The organism is Saccharopolyspora antimicrobica (assembly GCF_003635025.1).
Classification (GTDB): Bacteria; Actinomycetota; Actinomycetes; order Mycobacteriales; family Pseudonocardiaceae; genus Saccharopolyspora; species Saccharopolyspora antimicrobica.
The window spans coordinates 4,730,365-4,747,598 of the sequence record NZ_RBXX01000002.1; the positions used below are offsets into that span (position 1 = coordinate 4,730,365).

Here is a 17,234-nt window from a genome sequence, read left to right on the forward strand (position 1 = left end):
CGGTACCCGCGCTCACGACCCAGGGTGGCAGTGGTGGTAGACCCAGCCCGCCTCGGCGGAGTAGTGCAGCTCGTACTGGGTCTCGATCTTCGGACCGTCGTGCAGGTAGATGTGCCGCAGCAGCCGGCCCGCGACAGCTTCCGAATCCCGGAGGTCCTGCATCCGTCCGTCCAGCGGCCCGCCGATGAACCGCACGTTCTGGCTCGGCATGGCACCCTCCTCCCGCACAGCTTTCCCCGTCCGCACCCAATCGTCCCTGATCGGGGCCCCGCAACACCAGCGCGCGAACCGGTGGCCCGTCCTTTTCCGCCGGGCCGGACGAACCCGCGCCTCGGGTTGTTCCCGGCCCCGCCGGCCCGGAAACCGTGCTCCCACCGAAGCATCCGGTCCTGGACACGCCGGTGGTGCGTCGGGATGCTGTGCGATTTCAATTGAAATCAGACGTCTGATTTCAATTGAAATCGCACAAGTTCTCCTCGCGGCGGAGCGAGTTGTCCGCATCCGTCGGCAGGTCCGACGATCACGGTTTCAACCGGAACCGCGGAGCGTCAGGGGATCGCCGCCTCGATCTGGGCGAGGTGGTCGGCGAGGATCTCCTCGAACGCCGCGCGGCGGTCCGCCCCGAGCGGGCGGAGGTCGCGGCCGAAGCGGGCCAGGGCGGGGAAGGACTCGGGGTCCGCGCCGAGCACCGCGACGCGGAACAGCTCCATCCCCTGCTCGTGCTCTTCGGGCGTGCGGGTGCTGACCCCCGCCTCGGCGGCGATCAGCGCGACGAGCAGGACCGCGAGCCGGTGGTAGCGCGTCGGGATCTCCTCGTCGGGCAGGCCTGATGCGCGCAGTGCGCGCAGCGCCTCTTCGATGACCAACCGGGAACCGGTGCCGCCCGAGGCGTAGCGCCCCCAGATCGCGGCCAGCTGGGGTTGCTGGCCGAAGGTGTCCCGCAACCGCAGGGCCAGGGTGGTGATGCGCTGCTTCCAGTCGCCCTTGGGCAGGTAGCCGTCCATCGCCTCGAAGAGGATGCGGTCGGCGACCGCGCGCAGCAGCTCGGTCTTGCTGCGGAAGTGCCGGTAGAGGCTGGAGGAATCGGTCCCGAGCGCCGCGGCGAGCTTGCGCACGCTGAACGACTCGGCGTCGCTCGTGCGGAGCAGCTCCGCCGCCGTGTCCAGGATCTCCTCGGTCGACCAGCGCCTGCGACCAGTCATCCCACCCCTCTCGTCCGACCCAGGATAGCCGATGCACTCAGTCATGCACTCGCCATTGCACGCACCGCGTGCATAATGAGGACATGCGTTCGCCGGACCTCTCGACCCGGCTCCCGGCGCAGATGCTCACCCCTGGAAGGGCACACCTCATGACGAAGTCGCTGGATCACGCAGAGCTGAACGCCGCGATCGAGGACGTCCACCGCGCCGGCGTGCCGGGCGTGTTCGCCGAGGTCCGCGATGGCGATCAGATCTGGCGCGGCGCCGCCGGAGTCGCCGATCTCGCCACCGGCCGTCCCGTCACCGCCGACATGCGGCACCGCGTCGGGAGCATCACCAAGACCTTCACCGCCGCCGCGGTGCTGCAGCAGGTGGAGAACGGGCAGATCGAGCTCGACGCGCCGATCGGCCGCTACTTGCCGCGCCTGGTCCCGGGCGAGCGCGGCGCGGCGATCACGGTCCGGATGCTGCTCAACCACACCAGCGGCCTCGCCGAATACCTCCCGCACGCCTACCCGTCGCTCAAGGCGTTCCCGGCGCTGCAGGACACCCGGCCGCAGAGCCTGGACGATCACCGCTTCACGCGGTTCGACCGCGGCGAACTGATCGAGCTGGGCCTCGCCGCGCCTGCGTTCGGCGCACCGGGTGGCACTCCGGGCCTGTACTCCAACACCAACTACCTGCTGCTCTGCGAACTCCTGGAGCAGGTCACCGGCACCAAGGCCGAGGAGTGCATCACCCGCGACGTCATCGAGCGCGCGGGGCTGCGGGACACCGAACTCCCCGACGGCCCGCACGTGGCCGGGCCGCACTCCCGGATCTACGAATCCTGGTTCGGCATGATCGACCCGCCGCGCGACTACAGCGTCTTCGACATGTCGTGGGTGGGGCCCGCGGCCTCGCTGATCTCGACGGTCGCCGATCTCAACCGCTTCTTCGGGCTGCTGTTCGCCGGTGAGATCGTCGGCCTGCCGATGCTGGAGCAGATGCGGCGCACCACCTCGGTCATCTCCCAGGAGGGCGAGGTGATCGACTACGGCTTGGGTCTGCACCCCACGAAATCACCAGGCCAGGAGACCTTCTGGGGGCACGGCGGCTCGGCCTGGGGCGCCGGCGCGATCAGCATGACCCGTGCCGACGGGAAGCGGCAGATGTCGGTCGCGGTGAACCTGCAGCGGTGGAACCGGCTCGACGCCGCGGGCAAGCCGCAGCCCCATCCCATCGACGACGCGCTCGCGGCGCTGCACCGGGCGGCGATGTACGGCAGCACCGGATCGCGGTAGAGGTGGCTTCGGCCACCCCGGGTCGATTCGGCTGGGGTTGTGCAGGGACGATGGAGGGACGATGAAGCTCACCGACCACCTCCCCGCGACCGACACGCCCGACCCCGATGCGCTGCTCGACGCCTTCGTGACCTGGACCACCGACCAGGGCATCGAGCTGTACCCGGCGCAGGAAGAGGCGCTGATGGAGGTGGTGACCGGGGCGAACCTCATCCTGAGCACCCCGACCGGCTCCGGGAAGAGCCTGGTGGCCACCGGCGCGCACTTCACCGCGCTGGCGGCGGGCAAGCGCAGCTTCTACACCGCGCCGATCAAGGCGCTGGTGTCGGAGAAGTTCTTCTCGCTGGTCGACGTCTTCGGCGCGGAGAACGTCGGCATGATGACCGGCGACAGCAGCGTCAACGCCGACGCGCCGATCATCTGCTGCACCGCCGAGATCCTGGCCAACATCGCGCTGCGCGACGGCGAGCTCGCCGACGTGGACCAGGTCGTGATGGACGAGTTCCACTTCTACTCCGAGCCGGACCGCGGCTGGGCCTGGCAGGTGCCGCTGCTGGAGCTGCCGCGCACCCAGTTCGTGCTGATGTCGGCCACCCTCGGCGACGTCACCTTCTTCCAGGAGGACCTCACCCGGCGCACCGGCCGGGAGACCGCGGTGGTCGCCGGCGCCGAGCGCCCGATCCCGCTGACCTTCCGCTACGCCAAGACGCCGCTGCACGAGACCATCGAGGAGCTGCTGGCCGGTCAGCAGGCCCCGGTCTACGTCGTCTACTTCAACCAGGCCTCGGCGCTGGAGCAGGCGCAGGCGCTGATGAGCGTCAAGGTCGCCTCCCGCGAGCAGCGCGACGAGATCGCCGAGGCGATCGGCGACTTCCGGTTCACCGCCGGGTTCGGCAAGACGCTGTCCCGGTTGGTGCGGCACGGCATCGGCGTGCACCACGCCGGGATGCTGCCGAAGTACCGGCGACTGGTCGAGCAGCTGGCGCAGGCCGGGCTGCTGAAGGTCATCTGCGGCACCGACACGCTGGGCGTCGGCATCAACGTGCCGATCCGCACCGTGCTGATCACCGGGCTGACCAAGTACGACGGGGTGCGCACCCGGCACCTGAAGGCGCGCGAGTTCCACCAGATCGCCGGGCGCGCCGGCCGCGCGGGCTACGACACCGCCGGGTACGTGGTGGTGCAGGCGCCGGAGCACGAGATCGAGAACGAGCGGGCGCTGGCCAAGGCAGGCGACGACCCGAAGAAGAAGCGCAAGTTGGTGCGCAAGAAGGCGCCCGAGGGCTTCGTGTCCTGGAGCGAGAAGACCTTCGAGAAGCTGGAAACCGCCGAGCCGGAACCGCTGCGCTCCAGCTTCACGGTCAACCACGCGATGCTGCTCAACGTGATCAACCGGCCGGGCGACGCGTTCGCGGCGATGCGGCACCTGCTGGAGGACAACCACGAGGACCGGCCGACGCAGCGCCGCCACATCCTGCGGGCCATCGCGATCTACCGCGCGCTGCTGGCCGCCGACGTGGTCGAGCAGCTCGACGAACCCGACGAGCAGGGCCGCCGGGTGCGGGTGACCATGGACCTGCAGTTCGACTTCGCGCTCAACCAGCCGCTCTCGCCGTTCGCGCTGGCCGCCATCGAACTGCTCGACACCGAATCGCCCAGCTACCCGCTGGACGTGCTGTCGGTCATCGAGTCCATCTTGGACGATCCGCGGCAGGTGCTGTCGCAGCAGCAGTTCAAGGCCCGCGGCGAGGCCGTGTCGCAGATGAAGGCCGAGGGCATCGAGTACGACGAGCGGATGGAGCTCCTGGAGGAGATCACCCATCCCAAGCCGCTCGCCGAACTGCTCGACGCCGCCTACGAGACCTACCGCAAGGGTCACCCGTGGGTCGGCGAGCACGAGCTGTCGCCGAAGTCGGTGGTCCGCGACATGTTCGAGCGGGCGATGAACTTCGTGGAGTACGTCAACAACTACGGGTTGGCCCGCTCCGAGGGCCTGGTGCTGCGCTACCTCGCCGACGCCTACAAGACGCTGCGGCACACGGTGCCCGACGACGCCAAGACCGAGGAGCTCACCGACATCATCGAGTGGCTGGGCGAACTGGTGCGCCAGGTCGACTCCAGCCTGCTCGACGAGTGGGAGAAGCTGCGCCACCCGGGCGCCGAGCCGACGGCTGTGGTGCCGGTCGACGAAGGCCCGGAGCGGATCACGGCGAACAAGCGCGCCTTCCGCGTCCAGGTGCGCAACGCGCTGTTCCGCCGCGTGGAGCTCGCGGCCCGCCGCCGCTACGACGAGCTCGGCGAGCTGGACGGCGACAGCGGCTGGGACGCCGACGCGTGGGCGGACGCGCTGGAGGAGTACTACGAGCAGCACGACGAGATCGGTGCGGGCCCGGACGCGCGCGGCCCGGCGCTGCTGATGATCACCGAGGAAGCGGACCGCTGGCTCGTCCGGCAGGTCTTCGCCGACCCGGCCGAGGACCACGACTGGGGCATCAGCGCGGAGGTCGACCTCGCGGCCTCCGACGAAGCCGGCACGGCGGTCCTCCGGATCACCGACGTCAACCAGCTCTGAGAGCTGCCCGAACCGGTGCGTTGCCGCAGGTAGCCGCCCGTGAGTGCTTCGGGGTGCCAGAGCACCCCGAAACACTCACGAGCATTCGGGCACCGAGATCGCGCCGGGGCAGTCCCCGACGGCGGTGGCGTCGGCCGGATTGCTGGCCTACCATCCGGGCGTGATCGACTGATCCCGTCGGGAGGAGCTCGCGATGCCGCAGACCGTCCTTGTCGGTGTGGACGGATCGGACGAGTCGGTCCGGGCGCTGCGCTGGGCCGCCAACCAGGTTCGCGAGGTCGGCGGCATCGTGCACGCGGCCATGGTCTGGCACCAGCCGGTGCAGTTCGGCTACCGCCTGCCGACCTCGGACGCCGAGCTGGAGCAGCGCGCCCGGAAGTCCCTGGACGCGGTGGTGGACGGGATCAAGGCCGAGTTCCCGTCGGTGGACGTGCGCTCGCGCCTCGTCCGCGGCCACGTGGTCGACGAGATGGTCGCCCTGTCCAAGCAGGCGGACCTGCTGGTGGTGGGCAACAAGGGCCACGGAGCCTTCACCGGCATGATGGTCGGCTCGGTGGCCCTCAAGCTGGTCCACCACGCGGCCTGCCCGGTCGTCGTGGTCCGCTGACGTTCAGCCGTCCCGGGAGCGGCGTCGATTTCTCGCGAATCGACGCCGCCCCGGGTGACGGCTTGTCAGCTGCGGCGCCAGGCGCGTTCGCTGAGCAGGCGGAGGCCGTTGAGGCCGACGATGATCGTGGAGCCCTCGTGCCCGGCCACGCCGAGTGGCAGCGGTAGGTGACCGACCAGGTCCCAGACCACGAGCACGGTGATGAACGTGCCCGCGATGACCAGGTTCTGCTGCACCAGCCGCCGGGCGCGGCGGGACAGGCCGACGACCTTGGGCACCGCGGCCAGCTCGTCGCGGACGACCACCACGTCCGCGGTCTGCAGCGCCAGGTCCGAGCCCGCGCGGCCCATCGCGACCCCGCAGTGCGCGGCGGCGAGCGCCGGGGCGTCGTTGACGCCGTCGCCGATCACCATCGTCGGCTGCGCGGATTCCCGGACCGCGGTGACCTTGTCCGCTGGCAGCAGGCCCGCGCGCACGTCGGCGATGCCCACCTCGGCGGCCACCTTGGCGGCGGTGCGCTCGTTGTCCCCGGTCAGCAGGACCGGTTCGGCGCTGGTCAGCTCCCGCAGGGCCGACACCGCCGCGGCGGCGTCCGGGCGAAGGCGGTCGGCGATGCCGATCACGCCCGCGACCTCGCCGTCCACGGTGACGACCACCGCCGTGTGACCGGTGTCCGGCTCGGCGGCTGCGGTTCCGCGAGGGCTGGTCACGGCGACCTCGCGTCCGCCGACCGTCGCCGACACCCCGTGCCCCGGAGTGGACTGGAAGTCCTCGGCGGCCGGGATCGTCAGGTTCTTCTCGTGAGCCGCGGCGACGATGGCGCGGGCCAGCGGGTGTTCGCTGAGGTGCTCCGCGCCAGCGGCCAGCGCCAGCACCTCGTCGGCAGCGTGTCCTGCGGCGGGCTCGACGCTCATCACGCGCGGTGCGCCCTCGGTGAGCGTGCCGGTCTTGTCCAGCGCCACCCGCTCGGTCTGGCCCAGGCGCTCCATCACCACCGCGGACTTGACCAGCACGCCGTGCCGCCCGGCGTTGGCGATCGCGGACAGCAGCGGCGGCATGGTGGCGAGCACGACCGCGCACGGCGAGGCGACGATCATGAACGTCATCGCCCGCAGCAGCGCGCTTTCCAGGTCGTCGCCGAGCAGCAGGGGAATCCCGAACACCGCGAGCGTGGCCAGCACGACGCCGACGGAGTAGCGCTGCTCGACCTTCTCGATGAACAGCTGCGTCGGTGCCTTGGTCTCGCTGGCCTCGGCGACCAGCGCGACGATCCGCGCGATGACCGACTCCGAGGCGTCCCGGGCGACGCGCACGTGCAGCGCGCCGGTGCCGTTGAGGGTGCCCGCGAACACCTCGTCGCCGAGCTGCTTGGCGACGGGCAGCGGTTCGCCGGTGATGGTCGCCTGGTCGACGTCGCTGGAGCCGTCGACGACCTCGCCGTCGGCACCGATCCGCTCGCCGGGGCGCACCACGATCACGTCGCCGACCTGGAGCTCAGCGGTGGGCACGGTCTCCTCGGCGCCGTCACGGAGGCGGACCGCGGTCTCCGGGGCGAGGTCGAGCAGGCTGCGGACGGAGTCCTCGGTGCGCGCGGTGGCGAAGGCTTCCAGCGCTCCCGAGGTGGCGAAGATGACGATCAGCAGCGCGCCGTCGGTGATCTGGCCGATCGCGGCGGCGCCCAGGGCCGCGACGATCATCAGCAGGTCCACGTCCAGCGTTTTCTCGCGCAGCGCCTGGAGTCCCGCGTAGGCGGGTTCCCAGCCGCCGGTGGCGTAGCAGACCAGGTAGAGCCCCCAGAAAAGCCACGTCGGCCCGCCGAGCAGCTGCACGGCGAGGCCGAGCAGGAACGCGACCAGCGACGCGGTGGCCCACCGCGCTTCGGGTAGCGAGAGCAGACCGCGGCGGGACGGTGCCGGTTCGGTCCGGATCGGTGTTCGGTCGGTGACTGCGGTCATCGCGCGCCCTTCCGGCGTCGGGGCAGTGGGCTTGCTGCCGGACGAGGACAATACATGAACGTCTGATCAGTCATTCATATGTCCTGCGGTCGCTAGACTGCCGTGCATGGGTCACGTGGTCAAGCGGGAGGCAACGCCGACGGCGCGGCTGGACGCCGCCTCGGCGGCCTCCGTCGCGGAGACCCTGCAAGCCCTGGCAACCCCGTCCCGCCTGCTGATCCTCAGCGAACTGCGCCAGCGAGAGCTGTCGGTGGGAGAGCTGGCCGAAGCGGTGGGCATGGAGCAATCAGCGGTGTCCCACCAGCTGCGCCTGCTGCGCTCCCTCGGCCTGGTGGTCGGAAACCGATCGGGCCGAAGCGTCGTGTACTCCCTCTACGACAACCACGTCGCCCAACTCCTCGACGAAGCCGTCTACCACATCGAGCACCTGCGCCTGGGCATCCGCGACTGACGTTCAGCCGAAATCGCCTTTTGGGCGATGAGCTGAGACCGCCCGGCCGGAGTCTCTGCGGGCTCAGTTGCGGCGGAATGCGGTAAGAGCGCCGAGGGTCGCTGTCGTGATCATGAACAGGGCGAAGGTGGTCGAGCCGGTGGTCAGGCCCGTTGCGTCGCTGAGGTAGCCGACCGCGACGGGGAGGGCTCCGGCGGGGAGGTAGCCGCCGAAGTTGAACGCTGCGTTGGCCTCCGCTCGGCGTTCGGGCGGGACTTCCGCGCTCAGCATCGACAGGCCGCCCAGCTGTCCCAGCCCCTGGCCCGCGCCCGCCAGCATCGCGGCCGCGACCAGCGGTGGGGTCGACGAGTAGTGCACTGCCAGCATCAGCGCCGCCATGCTTGCGACCGTGGCGGCGGCGCCGGTCGTCAGGATGGTGCGGACGGGGAACCGCTGGACCGCGAATTGCGCCGCGGTGGCGGTCGCGAACATCACGAACGCCATGCCTCCGGCGAGGATCCGGCTCTCGGAGCCCAGCAGGTCGGACAGCAGCGAGGGGCCCAGCGAGAGCACGAACCCGGTGGCCGTGATGCCCGGGGCGAACACGGCGAGGCCGCGGAGAAGGTGCTCGCGGTTCATCCGCGGCACCGACGGCAGGCGGATCCAGGATCCGGTGATTGCGCGGTTTCCCTTGCCGGGCAACGGCATTCGGAGGACGGCCAGCAGTGCGGTCACCAGCAGCGCGGCTTCGAGCACGAACACGGCGACGGTCGGGCCGGGCAGCGTTTCGGCCAGCACTCCGGCCAGCAGGGGGCCGAGTCCGGCGCCGAGCACCATCGCCGTGGAGGCCAGCAGCGATCCCAGCCGGGTCCGCGACGGGCCCGCGACCTCGGTCACCGCCGCCATCCCGGCCGAGACCACGGCGCCCACCCCGATGCCAGTTAGCAGCCGCGCCACGGCCAGAGCCGGAACCGAAGTGGCGGTGGCGAAAACGAGGCAGGCCAGCACGCCGAGCGCGACCGCGGGCAGCAGGACGGGCTTGCGGCCGAGGCGATCCGAGGCCACTCCCGCCACCAGCAGGGTGCCGAGGAGTCCGGCGATGTAGCTGGCGTAGATCACCGTGAGCATGCCCGCGGAGAACCCGATCTCCCGCTGCCACAGCACGTAGAGCGGCGTGGCCGCGTTGGACAGCGCGAGCACCGCGGTGATCGGCCAGGCGGCCAGCCAGATCTCCCACTTCGGCGGCGCGGTCGGTTCTGCGGGCGGGGCGGCGACCTGGGGCACGGGCTTCCCTCCGTTGTACGATCGGATTCGAACTACGACTGGAGTCGAACATAGTCCTGGTTCGAAAAAAGTCGTACAACGACGTGAGAGGTGTTGCCCATGTCACCGTCGGCGAGAAAAGGCGAGCTGCCGGACCCGCTGCCCGAACCCGCCGCCGAAGACCTGCGGCTGGAGGTCGTCTTCGGCGCGCTGTCGGACCCGCTCCGGATGGAGATCGTGCGCAAGCTGCTGGTGGAGTCGGGCGGCGTCTACCACCCGTGCGGCTGGTTCGGCTTCGACCGTCCGAAGTCCTCGCTGACGCACCACTTCAAGGCGCTGCGCGAGGCGGGACTGATCCGCCAGCGCCAGTACGGCACCGAACGGCGCAGCCAGGTCCGCACCGAAGACCTCGACGCCCGGTTCCCAGGTCTTCTCGACCTCGTCGCGTCGTCGAAACCCGCCATCAGGTGAGTGCGCAATTTCAATGGAAATCGGACCTCCGATTTCCATTGAAATTGCGACAAGACCGCTCAGCTGAGGCCGGTGATCTGGCCGTGCTCGTCGATGTCGATGGATTCGGCTGCGGGGTGGGAGCCGAGGCCCGGCATGGTGCGCATCTCGCCGCAGATCGGGTAGATGAAGCCCGCGCCCACCGAGGCCCGGACTTCTCGGACCGGGAGGGTCCAGCCCGTCGGGGCGCCCAGGAGGGTCGGATCGGAGCTGAGGGAGAGGTGGGTCTTGGCGATGCAGACCGGGAGGTTGCCGTAGCCGTTGGCCTCGTAGGCGTCCAGAGATCGGGCCGCCGCCGGGAGGTAGGAGACGCCGTCCGCGCCGTAGACCTTCGTCGCGACCGTCTCGATCTTCGAGCGCAGGTCCGCCGAATCCGGGTACAGGAGCTGGAAACCGCTCGGTTCCTCGGCCGCCGCCACCACCGCTTCGGCCAGCTCCACCGCGCCCTTGCCGCCGTCCACGTAGTGGTTGCTGACCGCCACCCGGGCTCCTTCGGCCTCGGCGATCTCGCGGATCGCCTCGTGCTCGCTGTGGTAGTCGGTCGGGAAGGCGTTGATCGCCACCACCGGTGAGACGCCGTGCAGCCGGATGTTGTCGATCTGCTTGCGCAGGTTCGCCGCGCCCGCTCGCACGTCGTCCGGGTTCTCCGCCAGCATCGCCGCGGGCAGCGGCTTGCCCGCGACCACCTTGTAGCGGCCGGAGTGCGCCTTGAGCGCGCGCACCGTGGCCACCAGCACCGCCGCGTCCGGACGCAGCCCGGAGGTGCGGCACTTGATGTTGAAGAACCGCTCGGCACCCATGTCCGCGCCGAAGCCCGCTTCGGTCACCAGGTAGTCCGCGCAGCGGCTGGCGATCCGGTCGGCCACCACCGAGGAGTTGCCGTGCGCGATGTTGCCGAACGGGCCCGCGTGCACCAGCACCGGCGTGTTCTCGGTCGTCTGCATCAGGTTCGGCTTGATCGCCTCCCGCATGATCACCGCCATCGCGCCGCCCGCGCGCAGCTGCTCGGCGGTGACCGGCTCGCCGTCGCGGGTGTAGCCGACCACGATCCGGCCCAGCCGCTGCCGCATGTCCTGCAGCGACGTGGACAGCGCCAGCACCGCCATCACCTCGCTGGCCGCGGTGATGTCGAAGCCGGTCTGCCGGGGCGTGCCGTCGACCCGGCCGCCCAGGCCGGTCACGATGTTGCGCAGGTCGCGGTCGTTGACGTCCAGCACCCGCCGCCAGGTGATCCGGTGCGGGTCGATGCCCAGTGCGTTGCCCTTGTGCAGGTGGTTGTCCAGCATCGCGGCCAGCATGTTGTGCGCCGCGGTGACCGCGTGCATGTCGCCGGTGAGGTGCAGGTTCAGCGCCTCCATCGGCACCACCTGGCTGTAGCCGCCGCCGGCCGCGCCGCCCTTGATGCCGAAGGTCGGGCCCATCGACGGCTGCCGGATCGCGATCGCGGAGCGCTTGCCGAGGTGCCGCAGCGCCTGCCCGAGCCCCACCGTCGTGGTCGTCTTGCCCTCGCCCAGCGGGGTGGGCGTGATGGCCGAGACCACGACGTAGCGGGCGGTGGGCTCGGCGGGCAGCTCGTCGAGCGCCTCCAGCGAGATCTTCGCGACGTTGCGGCCGTACGGTTCGAGCAGGTGCGGGCCGATGCTGAGCTGCGCCGCGACGTCCTCCAGCGGCTCGAGCGCGGTGCTGCGGGAGATGTCGAGGTCGGAGGGGATGTTCATGCGGGTACCTCCCTGAGCCGGGCGATCAGGTCGTGGCGCCACTGCACCGTCTTCGCGATCTCGTTGAAGGTGAAGAAGTGCCAGCCCGCGATGCCGCAGGAGGGGTCGACGAGGTGGGGGGAGAGCCCGTCGAACAGCTCCTCCGGCGTGTAGCGGGTGAGCAACTTCGACACTACGCCGTGCTGCTTGCACAGGTAGCGAATCGACTCGCCCAGCCCGATCCGCAGCGAGATCCGCAGCAACCGGCGCACGTCCACCACACCGGGCACGCCGAGGTGGATCGGCAGCAGCACGCCGCGGGCGCGCACCGCCTTCACCCAGGACGCCACCGTCTGCGGGTCGTAGCAGATCTGCGAGACCACGTAGTCGGCGTAGCGGGCCTTGTCGGTCATGGCCCGGACGGTCGTGGCGTCGGGGATGAACGCGTGCCGCTCCGGGTAGCCGGTGATGCCCACCCGGTCGGGACGGCGCCCGAGCTCGTCCATCGCGCGCAGCAGCGCCAGCGCGTCCGGGAAGTCGCCGTGCGGGACCGGCGAATCACCGGCCACCACGAACACCTCGGTGATGCCGAGATCATCGGTGCGGTCCAGCAGCGCGGTCAGGTGCGCGCGGTCGCCGATCATCCGGGCCGCCAGGTGCGGCACCACGTGCAGATCGCGGTCGCGCAGCCGGGCCGCCAGGTCGAGGGTGGCCTCGATGCCCTTGCCCGGCGAGGCCGTGACCGTCACGGTGGTGCCCGCGGGCAGCAGTTCCGCCTGCGCGAGAACGCCTTTCAGCGGCAGCACCTCGAACCGGGCGTTGTTCAGCGACTGCTGCAGGAGTTCAGCGTCGGCCGTCATCGCTGGTCACCTCCTCCAGTCGTTGCTGCTGGTTCGGTCTGGGTCGGTGCCGTGAGTGCTTTGGGGGCTGTAGCACCGCAACACTCACGACGGTTACGCCGAGCGGATCAGGCGCTTGGGGATGTTCTTGGTCGGGTCCAGGAACGGCTTCTCCACCACGACCGCGTCCTGCGGGCCGTGCTGGGTGTGCACCACGAGTTCGGTGCCCAGGCCCTCGTAGGCGATCGGCACCATCGCGTAGCCGATGTTGCGCTCCAGGCGCGGCGAGTAGCAGGCCGAGGTGACCTCGCCGATGCGCAGGCCCTTCGGATCGCGCACGTCGAAGACGTCGACCATCTCGCCGTCGTTGAACGAACCCACGCCCGGCCCGCCGATCTCCACGCCGACCAGCTTGCGGCTGATGCCCTCGGCCTTGATCCGCCGCAGCGCGGCCTTGCCGATGAAGTCCGCCTCCTGCTCCAGGTCGACCATCCAGGTCTTCTCGAAGCCGTAGCCGACCTCGAACGGGTTGGTGTCGTAGGTGATGTCGCAGCCCCAGGACAGGATCCCGGCCTCGATGCGGCGGATGTGGCACGGCCCGATCACCCGCATGTCGTGCGGTTCACCGGCCTGCCAGATGGCGTCCCACAGCCGCACGCCGTCGCGGCTCGCGTCGTGCAGGTAGATCTCGTAGCCCAGCTCGGCGGTGTAGCCGGTGCGCGAGACCACCACCTGCATGCCGTCCAGCTCGCGCTCCACCGCGTAGTAGTAGGGCACGTCGAGGATGGACTCGCCGAAGAGAGCGGCCATCACCTCCCGCGACTTCGGGCCCTGGATCTGCACCGGCCCCACGTCGGGCTCGTGGATCCGCACGTCCATGCCCAGGTTGTGCGCCAATCCCTTGGCCCACAGCAGCACGTCGCTGTCGGCCAGCGACAGCCAGAAGTGGTTCTCGCCGAGCCGCAGCAGCACCGGGTCGTTGATGATGCCGCCGTCCTCGGCGGTGACGAACACGTACTTGCACTGCCCGACCTTGCACTTGGTCAGGTCGCGGGGCACGAGCATGTTGGTGAACTCGAACGCGTCGGGGCCGGTGATCTCCACCTGCCGCTCGACGCCGACGTCCCACAGCGTCACGCCCTCCAGCAGCGCCCAGTACTCGCCGACCGGATCGCCGTAGTGCCGCGGGTGGTAGGTGTGGTTGTACACGCTGTACAGGCCGACACCGTGCCGCTGCGAGGCGTAGAAGAACGGCGACTTGCGCAGCCGCGGGTAGAGCAGGACGCCGGGGTTCGGATTGGTGGTCATGACTGGCGGCCCGCCTCTCCGGGATTTTCAGTGGTGGTCGCGTTTGGCGTTGTTCTCGCGTTGCGTGGTTTCTTGTGGCTGGGTTGCATCACGGTCCCCTGAGGTGCGGTTGAGCAGGACTCCGGTTGACATAAGTGGTGCATGGTCCTCCTCCGGGGTAGCCGATACCCGCGCCGCTGGTGAGGCAGCGCGGCCGGTGTTCTCCAGGAACTGCGGGAATGCGATGTTCAGCAGCGCATTCTTCTCATCTCGGGGTCGAACACGGGGTCAGCGGCGACCGTCGCCGGATGCCGTTCGTCGAAGTAGGACACCTGCACGGAGGTGCCCGGTCGGGCCAGTTCGGCGGGAAGCCAGGCGTAGGCCAGGCTGGCACCGGCGCTGTGGCCGTAGCCGGCGCTCGTGGTGAACCCGGCGGGCGCGCCGCCGGCGAACACCGGCTCGGAGCCCGCCAGCACGGTGCCGTCGTCGATCGTCAGGCAGCACAGCCGCCGCCGCGGCTCGTCCTCCCGCCGCCGCAGCAGCGCGTCCCGGCCGACGAAGTCGCCCTTGTCGGTCTTCACGGCGAAGCCGAGACCCGCTTCGTCCGGATCGTGCGAGCTCCACATGTCCACCCCCCAGGCCCGGTATCCCTTCTCCAGGCGCAGCCCGTTGAACGCGCCGCGCCCGCCGGGGAGGACGCCGTGCTCGGCGCCCGCCTCGGTCAGCAAGTCCCACAGCCGGCGGCCGAACTCCGCGGAGGTGTAGAGCTCCCAGCCGAGTTCGCCCACATAGGACAGTCGCAGTGCGACCACCGGCACCTCGCGCACGTGCAGCCGCTTGGCGCGGAAGAAGCGGAACGCCTGGTTCGACACGTCGCGATCGGCCAGCGCGGCCAGCACGTCGCGGGCGCGCGGACCCCACAGCCCGATGCAGCAGGTGCCGCCGGTGATGTCGCGGACCTGCGCGGTCTCGTCGGCGTGCCCGCGCAGCCACGCGATGTCGCGCGGGCCGTTGCAGCCGACCTGGAAGGTGTCCCGGTCGAGGCGGGCGACGGTGATGTCCGCGCGGATCCCGGCCGTCGGCTCCAGCAGCAGCGTGTAGGTCACGTAGCCGGGCGGGCGGTCGAGCTGGTTGGTGGTCAACCGCTGCAGCAGGTCGAGCGCACCGCGCCCGGTGACTTCCGCCCTGCTCAGGGAAGTCATGTCGTACATCGCAACTCGCTCGCGGGTGGCCTGGTGTTCGGCGCCGACGATCGGGGACCAGTAGCGCCCTGCCCACGGGCCAGGCTGGACGATGTCGCGTCCGTCGACCAGGGACTTGTTGCTCTCGTACCAGTGCGGCCGCTCCCAGCCGTTGGCCTCCAGGAACACCGCGCCGAGCTCGCGCTGGCGGTCGTGGAACGGGCTGGTGCGCAGCGGGCGCGGGTGCTCCGGCGGCTGCTGCGGGTGGATGATGTCGTAGACCTCGCGGAAGCTCTGCGCGCCGCGCTCGGCCACGTAGGACGGGCTGTGCGCGAAGTCCTCGAAGCGGCGCAGGTCGGCCTGCCGCAAGTCGATCTCGGGCACCTGCCCGGTCAGCCACTGCGCCATCATCTCGCCGATGCCGCCGGCGTGGGTGATCCAGACGGCTTCGGCGACCCAGAAGTTGCCGATCTCGTTGGACGGCCCGAGCACCGGCATCCCGTCGGCGGTGAACAGGAACAGGCCGTTCATGCCCTCGGTGATCTCGGTGCGGCGCAGCGCGGGCAGCAGCGCGCGGGCGTCGTCCCACGGCCCGGCGAAGTCCTCCGGGGTGAACGGCTGCACCGACGCCATGCCCTTCCAGCCGCCGCCCTCGGACGGCGCTTCGGTCCCGTCGGTGGCGGTGGGCAGGATGTCGTTGCTGTCCACCGGGATCGCGCGGTGCCGGTAGGAGCCGATGCCGCAGCGGTCGTGGATCTGCCGGAAGTACATGGAGCGGTCCTGGTGCCGCAGGATCGGCTGGTCCACCTCGCCGCGGGCGTCCGCCAGGCCCGGCACCGGGCCGGTCACCGCGTACTGGTGCGCCAGCGGCTGCACCGGGATCGACACCCCGGCCATCCTGCCGATCTTCGGGCCCCAGATGCCCGCGCAGCACAGCACGGTCCGCACCGCGACGTCGCCGCGGGTGGTGCGCACGGCGCGGATCTCGCCGTCCTGGACGTCGAAGCCGGTCACCTCGGTGTTGGCGGCGAACCGCACGCCCCGCCGCTCGGCCTCGCGGGCCATGGCCTCGGCGGCGCGCACCGGTTTGGCGATGCCGTCGGTGGGCACGTGCAGGCCGCCGTGGATGCGGGCCGGATCGAGTTGCGGGATCAGCTCCTGGACCTGCCGCGGGTCGAGCAGCTCGCCGCGGATGCCCCACGCGGTGGCCAGGCCGAGCTTGCGCTTGAGGTCGTCCCAGCGCTCGGGCGTCGTGGCCACCTCGATCCCGCCGACCTGGTGGAAGCAGGGGCGTCCGTCGAGCTCCAGGCCCGCGTAGGTCTCGACCGTGCGGGCGGCCAGCCGGCTCATCGTCTGCGACGGGTTGGTCTGGAAGACCAGGCCGGGGGCGTGCGAACTGGAACCACCGGTGGCGAACAGCGGTCCCTGCTCGACGACGAGGACGTCGGTGACTCCGAGGCGCGCGAGGTGGTAAGCGGTGCTGCATCCCACGATGCCTGCGCCGATCAGGAGCACTTGGGCGCTGGTGTCCATAGCTGCCGCCTTGTTGCGTCTACGACAACCCACTGCGTCTACCGCAACGGTGCACCTCGGTGATGGCGCACGTCAAGGACACGACAGGACCAATCCGGGGGCTCGGCCTGGTCAACTGCCGTGAGCGTTTTGGCGTGCTACGGCCCCGCAAAGCACTCACGACCAAGACATCCGCCGCACCCGAGCTCCTTCCCGCAGGCGCCTCGCCAGGCGCTCGCGGCGGGTCAGATCGCTTGGCGGATGGACTTTTCGAAGTGGTCGACGTGGGCGACCGCGATCCGATCGGCGCGGTCGGCGTCCCCGGCGGTGATCGCCTTGAGGAGTTCCGCGTGCTCCCCGACGTGCTCGGCGACGTTCGGCAGTCGGTCGAAGAACAGGTGCCAGATCCGCAGGGCCAGGTTGTAGTACTGGCCGAGAGTGCTTTCCAGGTAGCGGTTGTGGGTGCAGCGGTAGATCGCGCGGTGCACCCGTGCGTCGACGTCCATGATCACCGGCTGGTCGCCGGAGAGGTCTTCGACGAGCACGCGCAGCTCGTCGAGCTCGGCCCGCTCGGCGTCGGTGGCCCGCTCGGCGGCGCGGCGCGCGGCGTGCCCCTCCAGGCGGCGGCGCACATCGGCGATCAACGCGTGGTCGGTGATGTTGACCTCGGTGACGAAGGTGCCGCGCCGCGGGTAGATCGCCACCAGCGACTCCGACTCCAGCCGCTTGACGGCCTCCCGGAACGGCGTGCGGCCGATGCCGAGCTCACCGGTCAGCGGCTCCTCGGGCACCGGGGCGCCGGGCGGCAGCTGCAGCGTCAGGATCAGGTCGCGCAACGTCAGGTAGGCGCGCTCGGCCTGCGACGGGCCGGATCGGGAATTGACGGCTGCGGACAC

General features: G+C 70.4%; 14 protein-coding genes. 5 read left to right on the plus strand and 9 right to left on the minus strand.

Annotation, left to right across the window (positions count from 1 at the left end; all coding sequences use genetic code 11):
- Nucleotides 1–12: 12 nt before the first annotated feature.
- Nucleotides 13–210: a DUF8847 domain-containing protein gene (locus tag ATL45_RS22930; protein WP_093148446.1), complete on the minus strand. Its 198-nt coding sequence runs from the start codon at nucleotides 208–210 to the stop codon at nucleotides 13–15.
- A gap of 338 nt (nucleotides 211–548) precedes the next feature.
- Complete coding sequence (locus ATL45_RS22935) at nucleotides 549–1,202, minus strand: TetR/AcrR family transcriptional regulator (RefSeq protein WP_093148450.1); 654 nt, start codon at nucleotides 1,200–1,202, stop codon at nucleotides 549–551.
- Nucleotides 1,203–1,285: 83 nt separating this feature from the next.
- Here ATL45_RS22935 and ATL45_RS22940 point away from each other — a divergent pair, with 83 nt between their 5' ends.
- From ATL45_RS22940 to ATL45_RS22950, 3 genes are all read left to right on the plus strand, one after another.
- Nucleotides 1,286–2,485 carry a serine hydrolase domain-containing protein gene (locus ATL45_RS22940; RefSeq protein WP_246025491.1) on the plus strand — a complete coding sequence of 400 codons (1,200 nt, stop codon included), beginning with the start codon at nucleotides 1,286–1,288 and terminating at the stop codon, nucleotides 2,483–2,485.
- Nucleotides 2,486–2,546: 61 nt separating this feature from the next.
- Entirely contained in the window at nucleotides 2,547–5,057 is a 2,511-nt protein-coding gene (locus ATL45_RS22945) for a DEAD/DEAH box helicase (RefSeq protein WP_093148454.1), read from the plus strand.
- A gap of 193 nt (nucleotides 5,058–5,250) precedes the next feature.
- Nucleotides 5,251–5,664 (plus strand): universal stress protein, encoded by a 414-nt coding sequence (locus ATL45_RS22950; protein WP_093148456.1) that lies wholly within the window; start codon nucleotides 5,251–5,253, stop codon nucleotides 5,662–5,664.
- 65 nt (nucleotides 5,665–5,729) lie between these two features.
- Here the strand turns inward: ATL45_RS22950 and ATL45_RS22955 are convergent, their stop codons facing one another.
- Nucleotides 5,730–7,619, minus strand: coding sequence for a heavy metal translocating P-type ATPase (locus ATL45_RS22955; protein ID WP_093148459.1), 1,890 nt, complete (start codon nucleotides 7,617–7,619; stop codon nucleotides 5,730–5,732).
- Nucleotides 7,620–7,725: 106 nt separating this feature from the next.
- On the opposite strand from ATL45_RS22955, the gene ATL45_RS22960 reads away from it, so the two are divergent.
- Complete coding sequence (locus ATL45_RS22960; RefSeq protein WP_093148462.1) at nucleotides 7,726–8,070, plus strand: ArsR/SmtB family transcription factor; 345 nt, start codon at nucleotides 7,726–7,728, stop codon at nucleotides 8,068–8,070.
- 63 nt (nucleotides 8,071–8,133) lie between these two features.
- On the opposite strand, the gene ATL45_RS22965 is transcribed toward ATL45_RS22960, so the two are convergent.
- Nucleotides 8,134–9,333, minus strand: coding sequence for an MFS transporter (locus tag ATL45_RS22965; RefSeq protein WP_211841265.1), 1,200 nt, complete (start codon nucleotides 9,331–9,333; stop codon nucleotides 8,134–8,136).
- A 99-nt stretch (nucleotides 9,334–9,432) separates the two neighbouring features.
- Here ATL45_RS22965 and ATL45_RS22970 point away from each other — a divergent pair, with 99 nt between their 5' ends.
- Nucleotides 9,433–9,783: an ArsR/SmtB family transcription factor gene (locus tag ATL45_RS22970; RefSeq protein WP_093148465.1), complete on the plus strand. Its 351-nt coding sequence runs from the start codon at nucleotides 9,433–9,435 to the stop codon at nucleotides 9,781–9,783.
- Nucleotides 9,784–9,842: 59 nt separating this feature from the next.
- On the opposite strand, the gene ATL45_RS22975 is transcribed toward ATL45_RS22970, so the two are convergent.
- The 5 genes from ATL45_RS22975 to ATL45_RS22995 all read right to left on the minus strand — a co-directional run bounded on the left by ATL45_RS22975 (nucleotide 9,843) and on the right by ATL45_RS22995 (nucleotide 17,234).
- Complete coding sequence (locus tag ATL45_RS22975; RefSeq protein WP_093148468.1) at nucleotides 9,843–11,540, minus strand: formate--tetrahydrofolate ligase; 1,698 nt, start codon at nucleotides 11,538–11,540, stop codon at nucleotides 9,843–9,845.
- A complete protein-coding gene (locus tag ATL45_RS22980; RefSeq protein ID WP_093148472.1) occupies nucleotides 11,537–12,379 on the minus strand; it encodes a methylenetetrahydrofolate reductase in 843 nt (280 codons plus the stop codon). The genes ATL45_RS22975 and ATL45_RS22980 overlap by 4 nt, the downstream gene beginning before the upstream one ends.
- 93 nt (nucleotides 12,380–12,472) lie before the next feature.
- A complete protein-coding gene (locus ATL45_RS22985) occupies nucleotides 12,473–13,666 on the minus strand; it encodes a glycine cleavage T C-terminal barrel domain-containing protein (RefSeq protein ID WP_093148475.1) in 1,194 nt (397 codons plus the stop codon).
- A 227-nt stretch (nucleotides 13,667–13,893) separates the two neighbouring features.
- Nucleotides 13,894–16,359 carry a GcvT family protein gene (locus ATL45_RS22990; RefSeq protein ID WP_093148477.1) on the minus strand — a complete coding sequence of 822 codons (2,466 nt, stop codon included), beginning with the start codon at nucleotides 16,357–16,359 and terminating at the stop codon, nucleotides 13,894–13,896.
- A 224-nt stretch (nucleotides 16,360–16,583) separates the two neighbouring features.
- The gene (locus ATL45_RS22995) at nucleotides 16,584–17,234 is read right to left on the minus strand and encodes a GntR family transcriptional regulator (RefSeq protein ID WP_093148479.1); all 651 of its coding nucleotides are present in this window, start codon (nucleotides 17,232–17,234) and stop codon (nucleotides 16,584–16,586) included.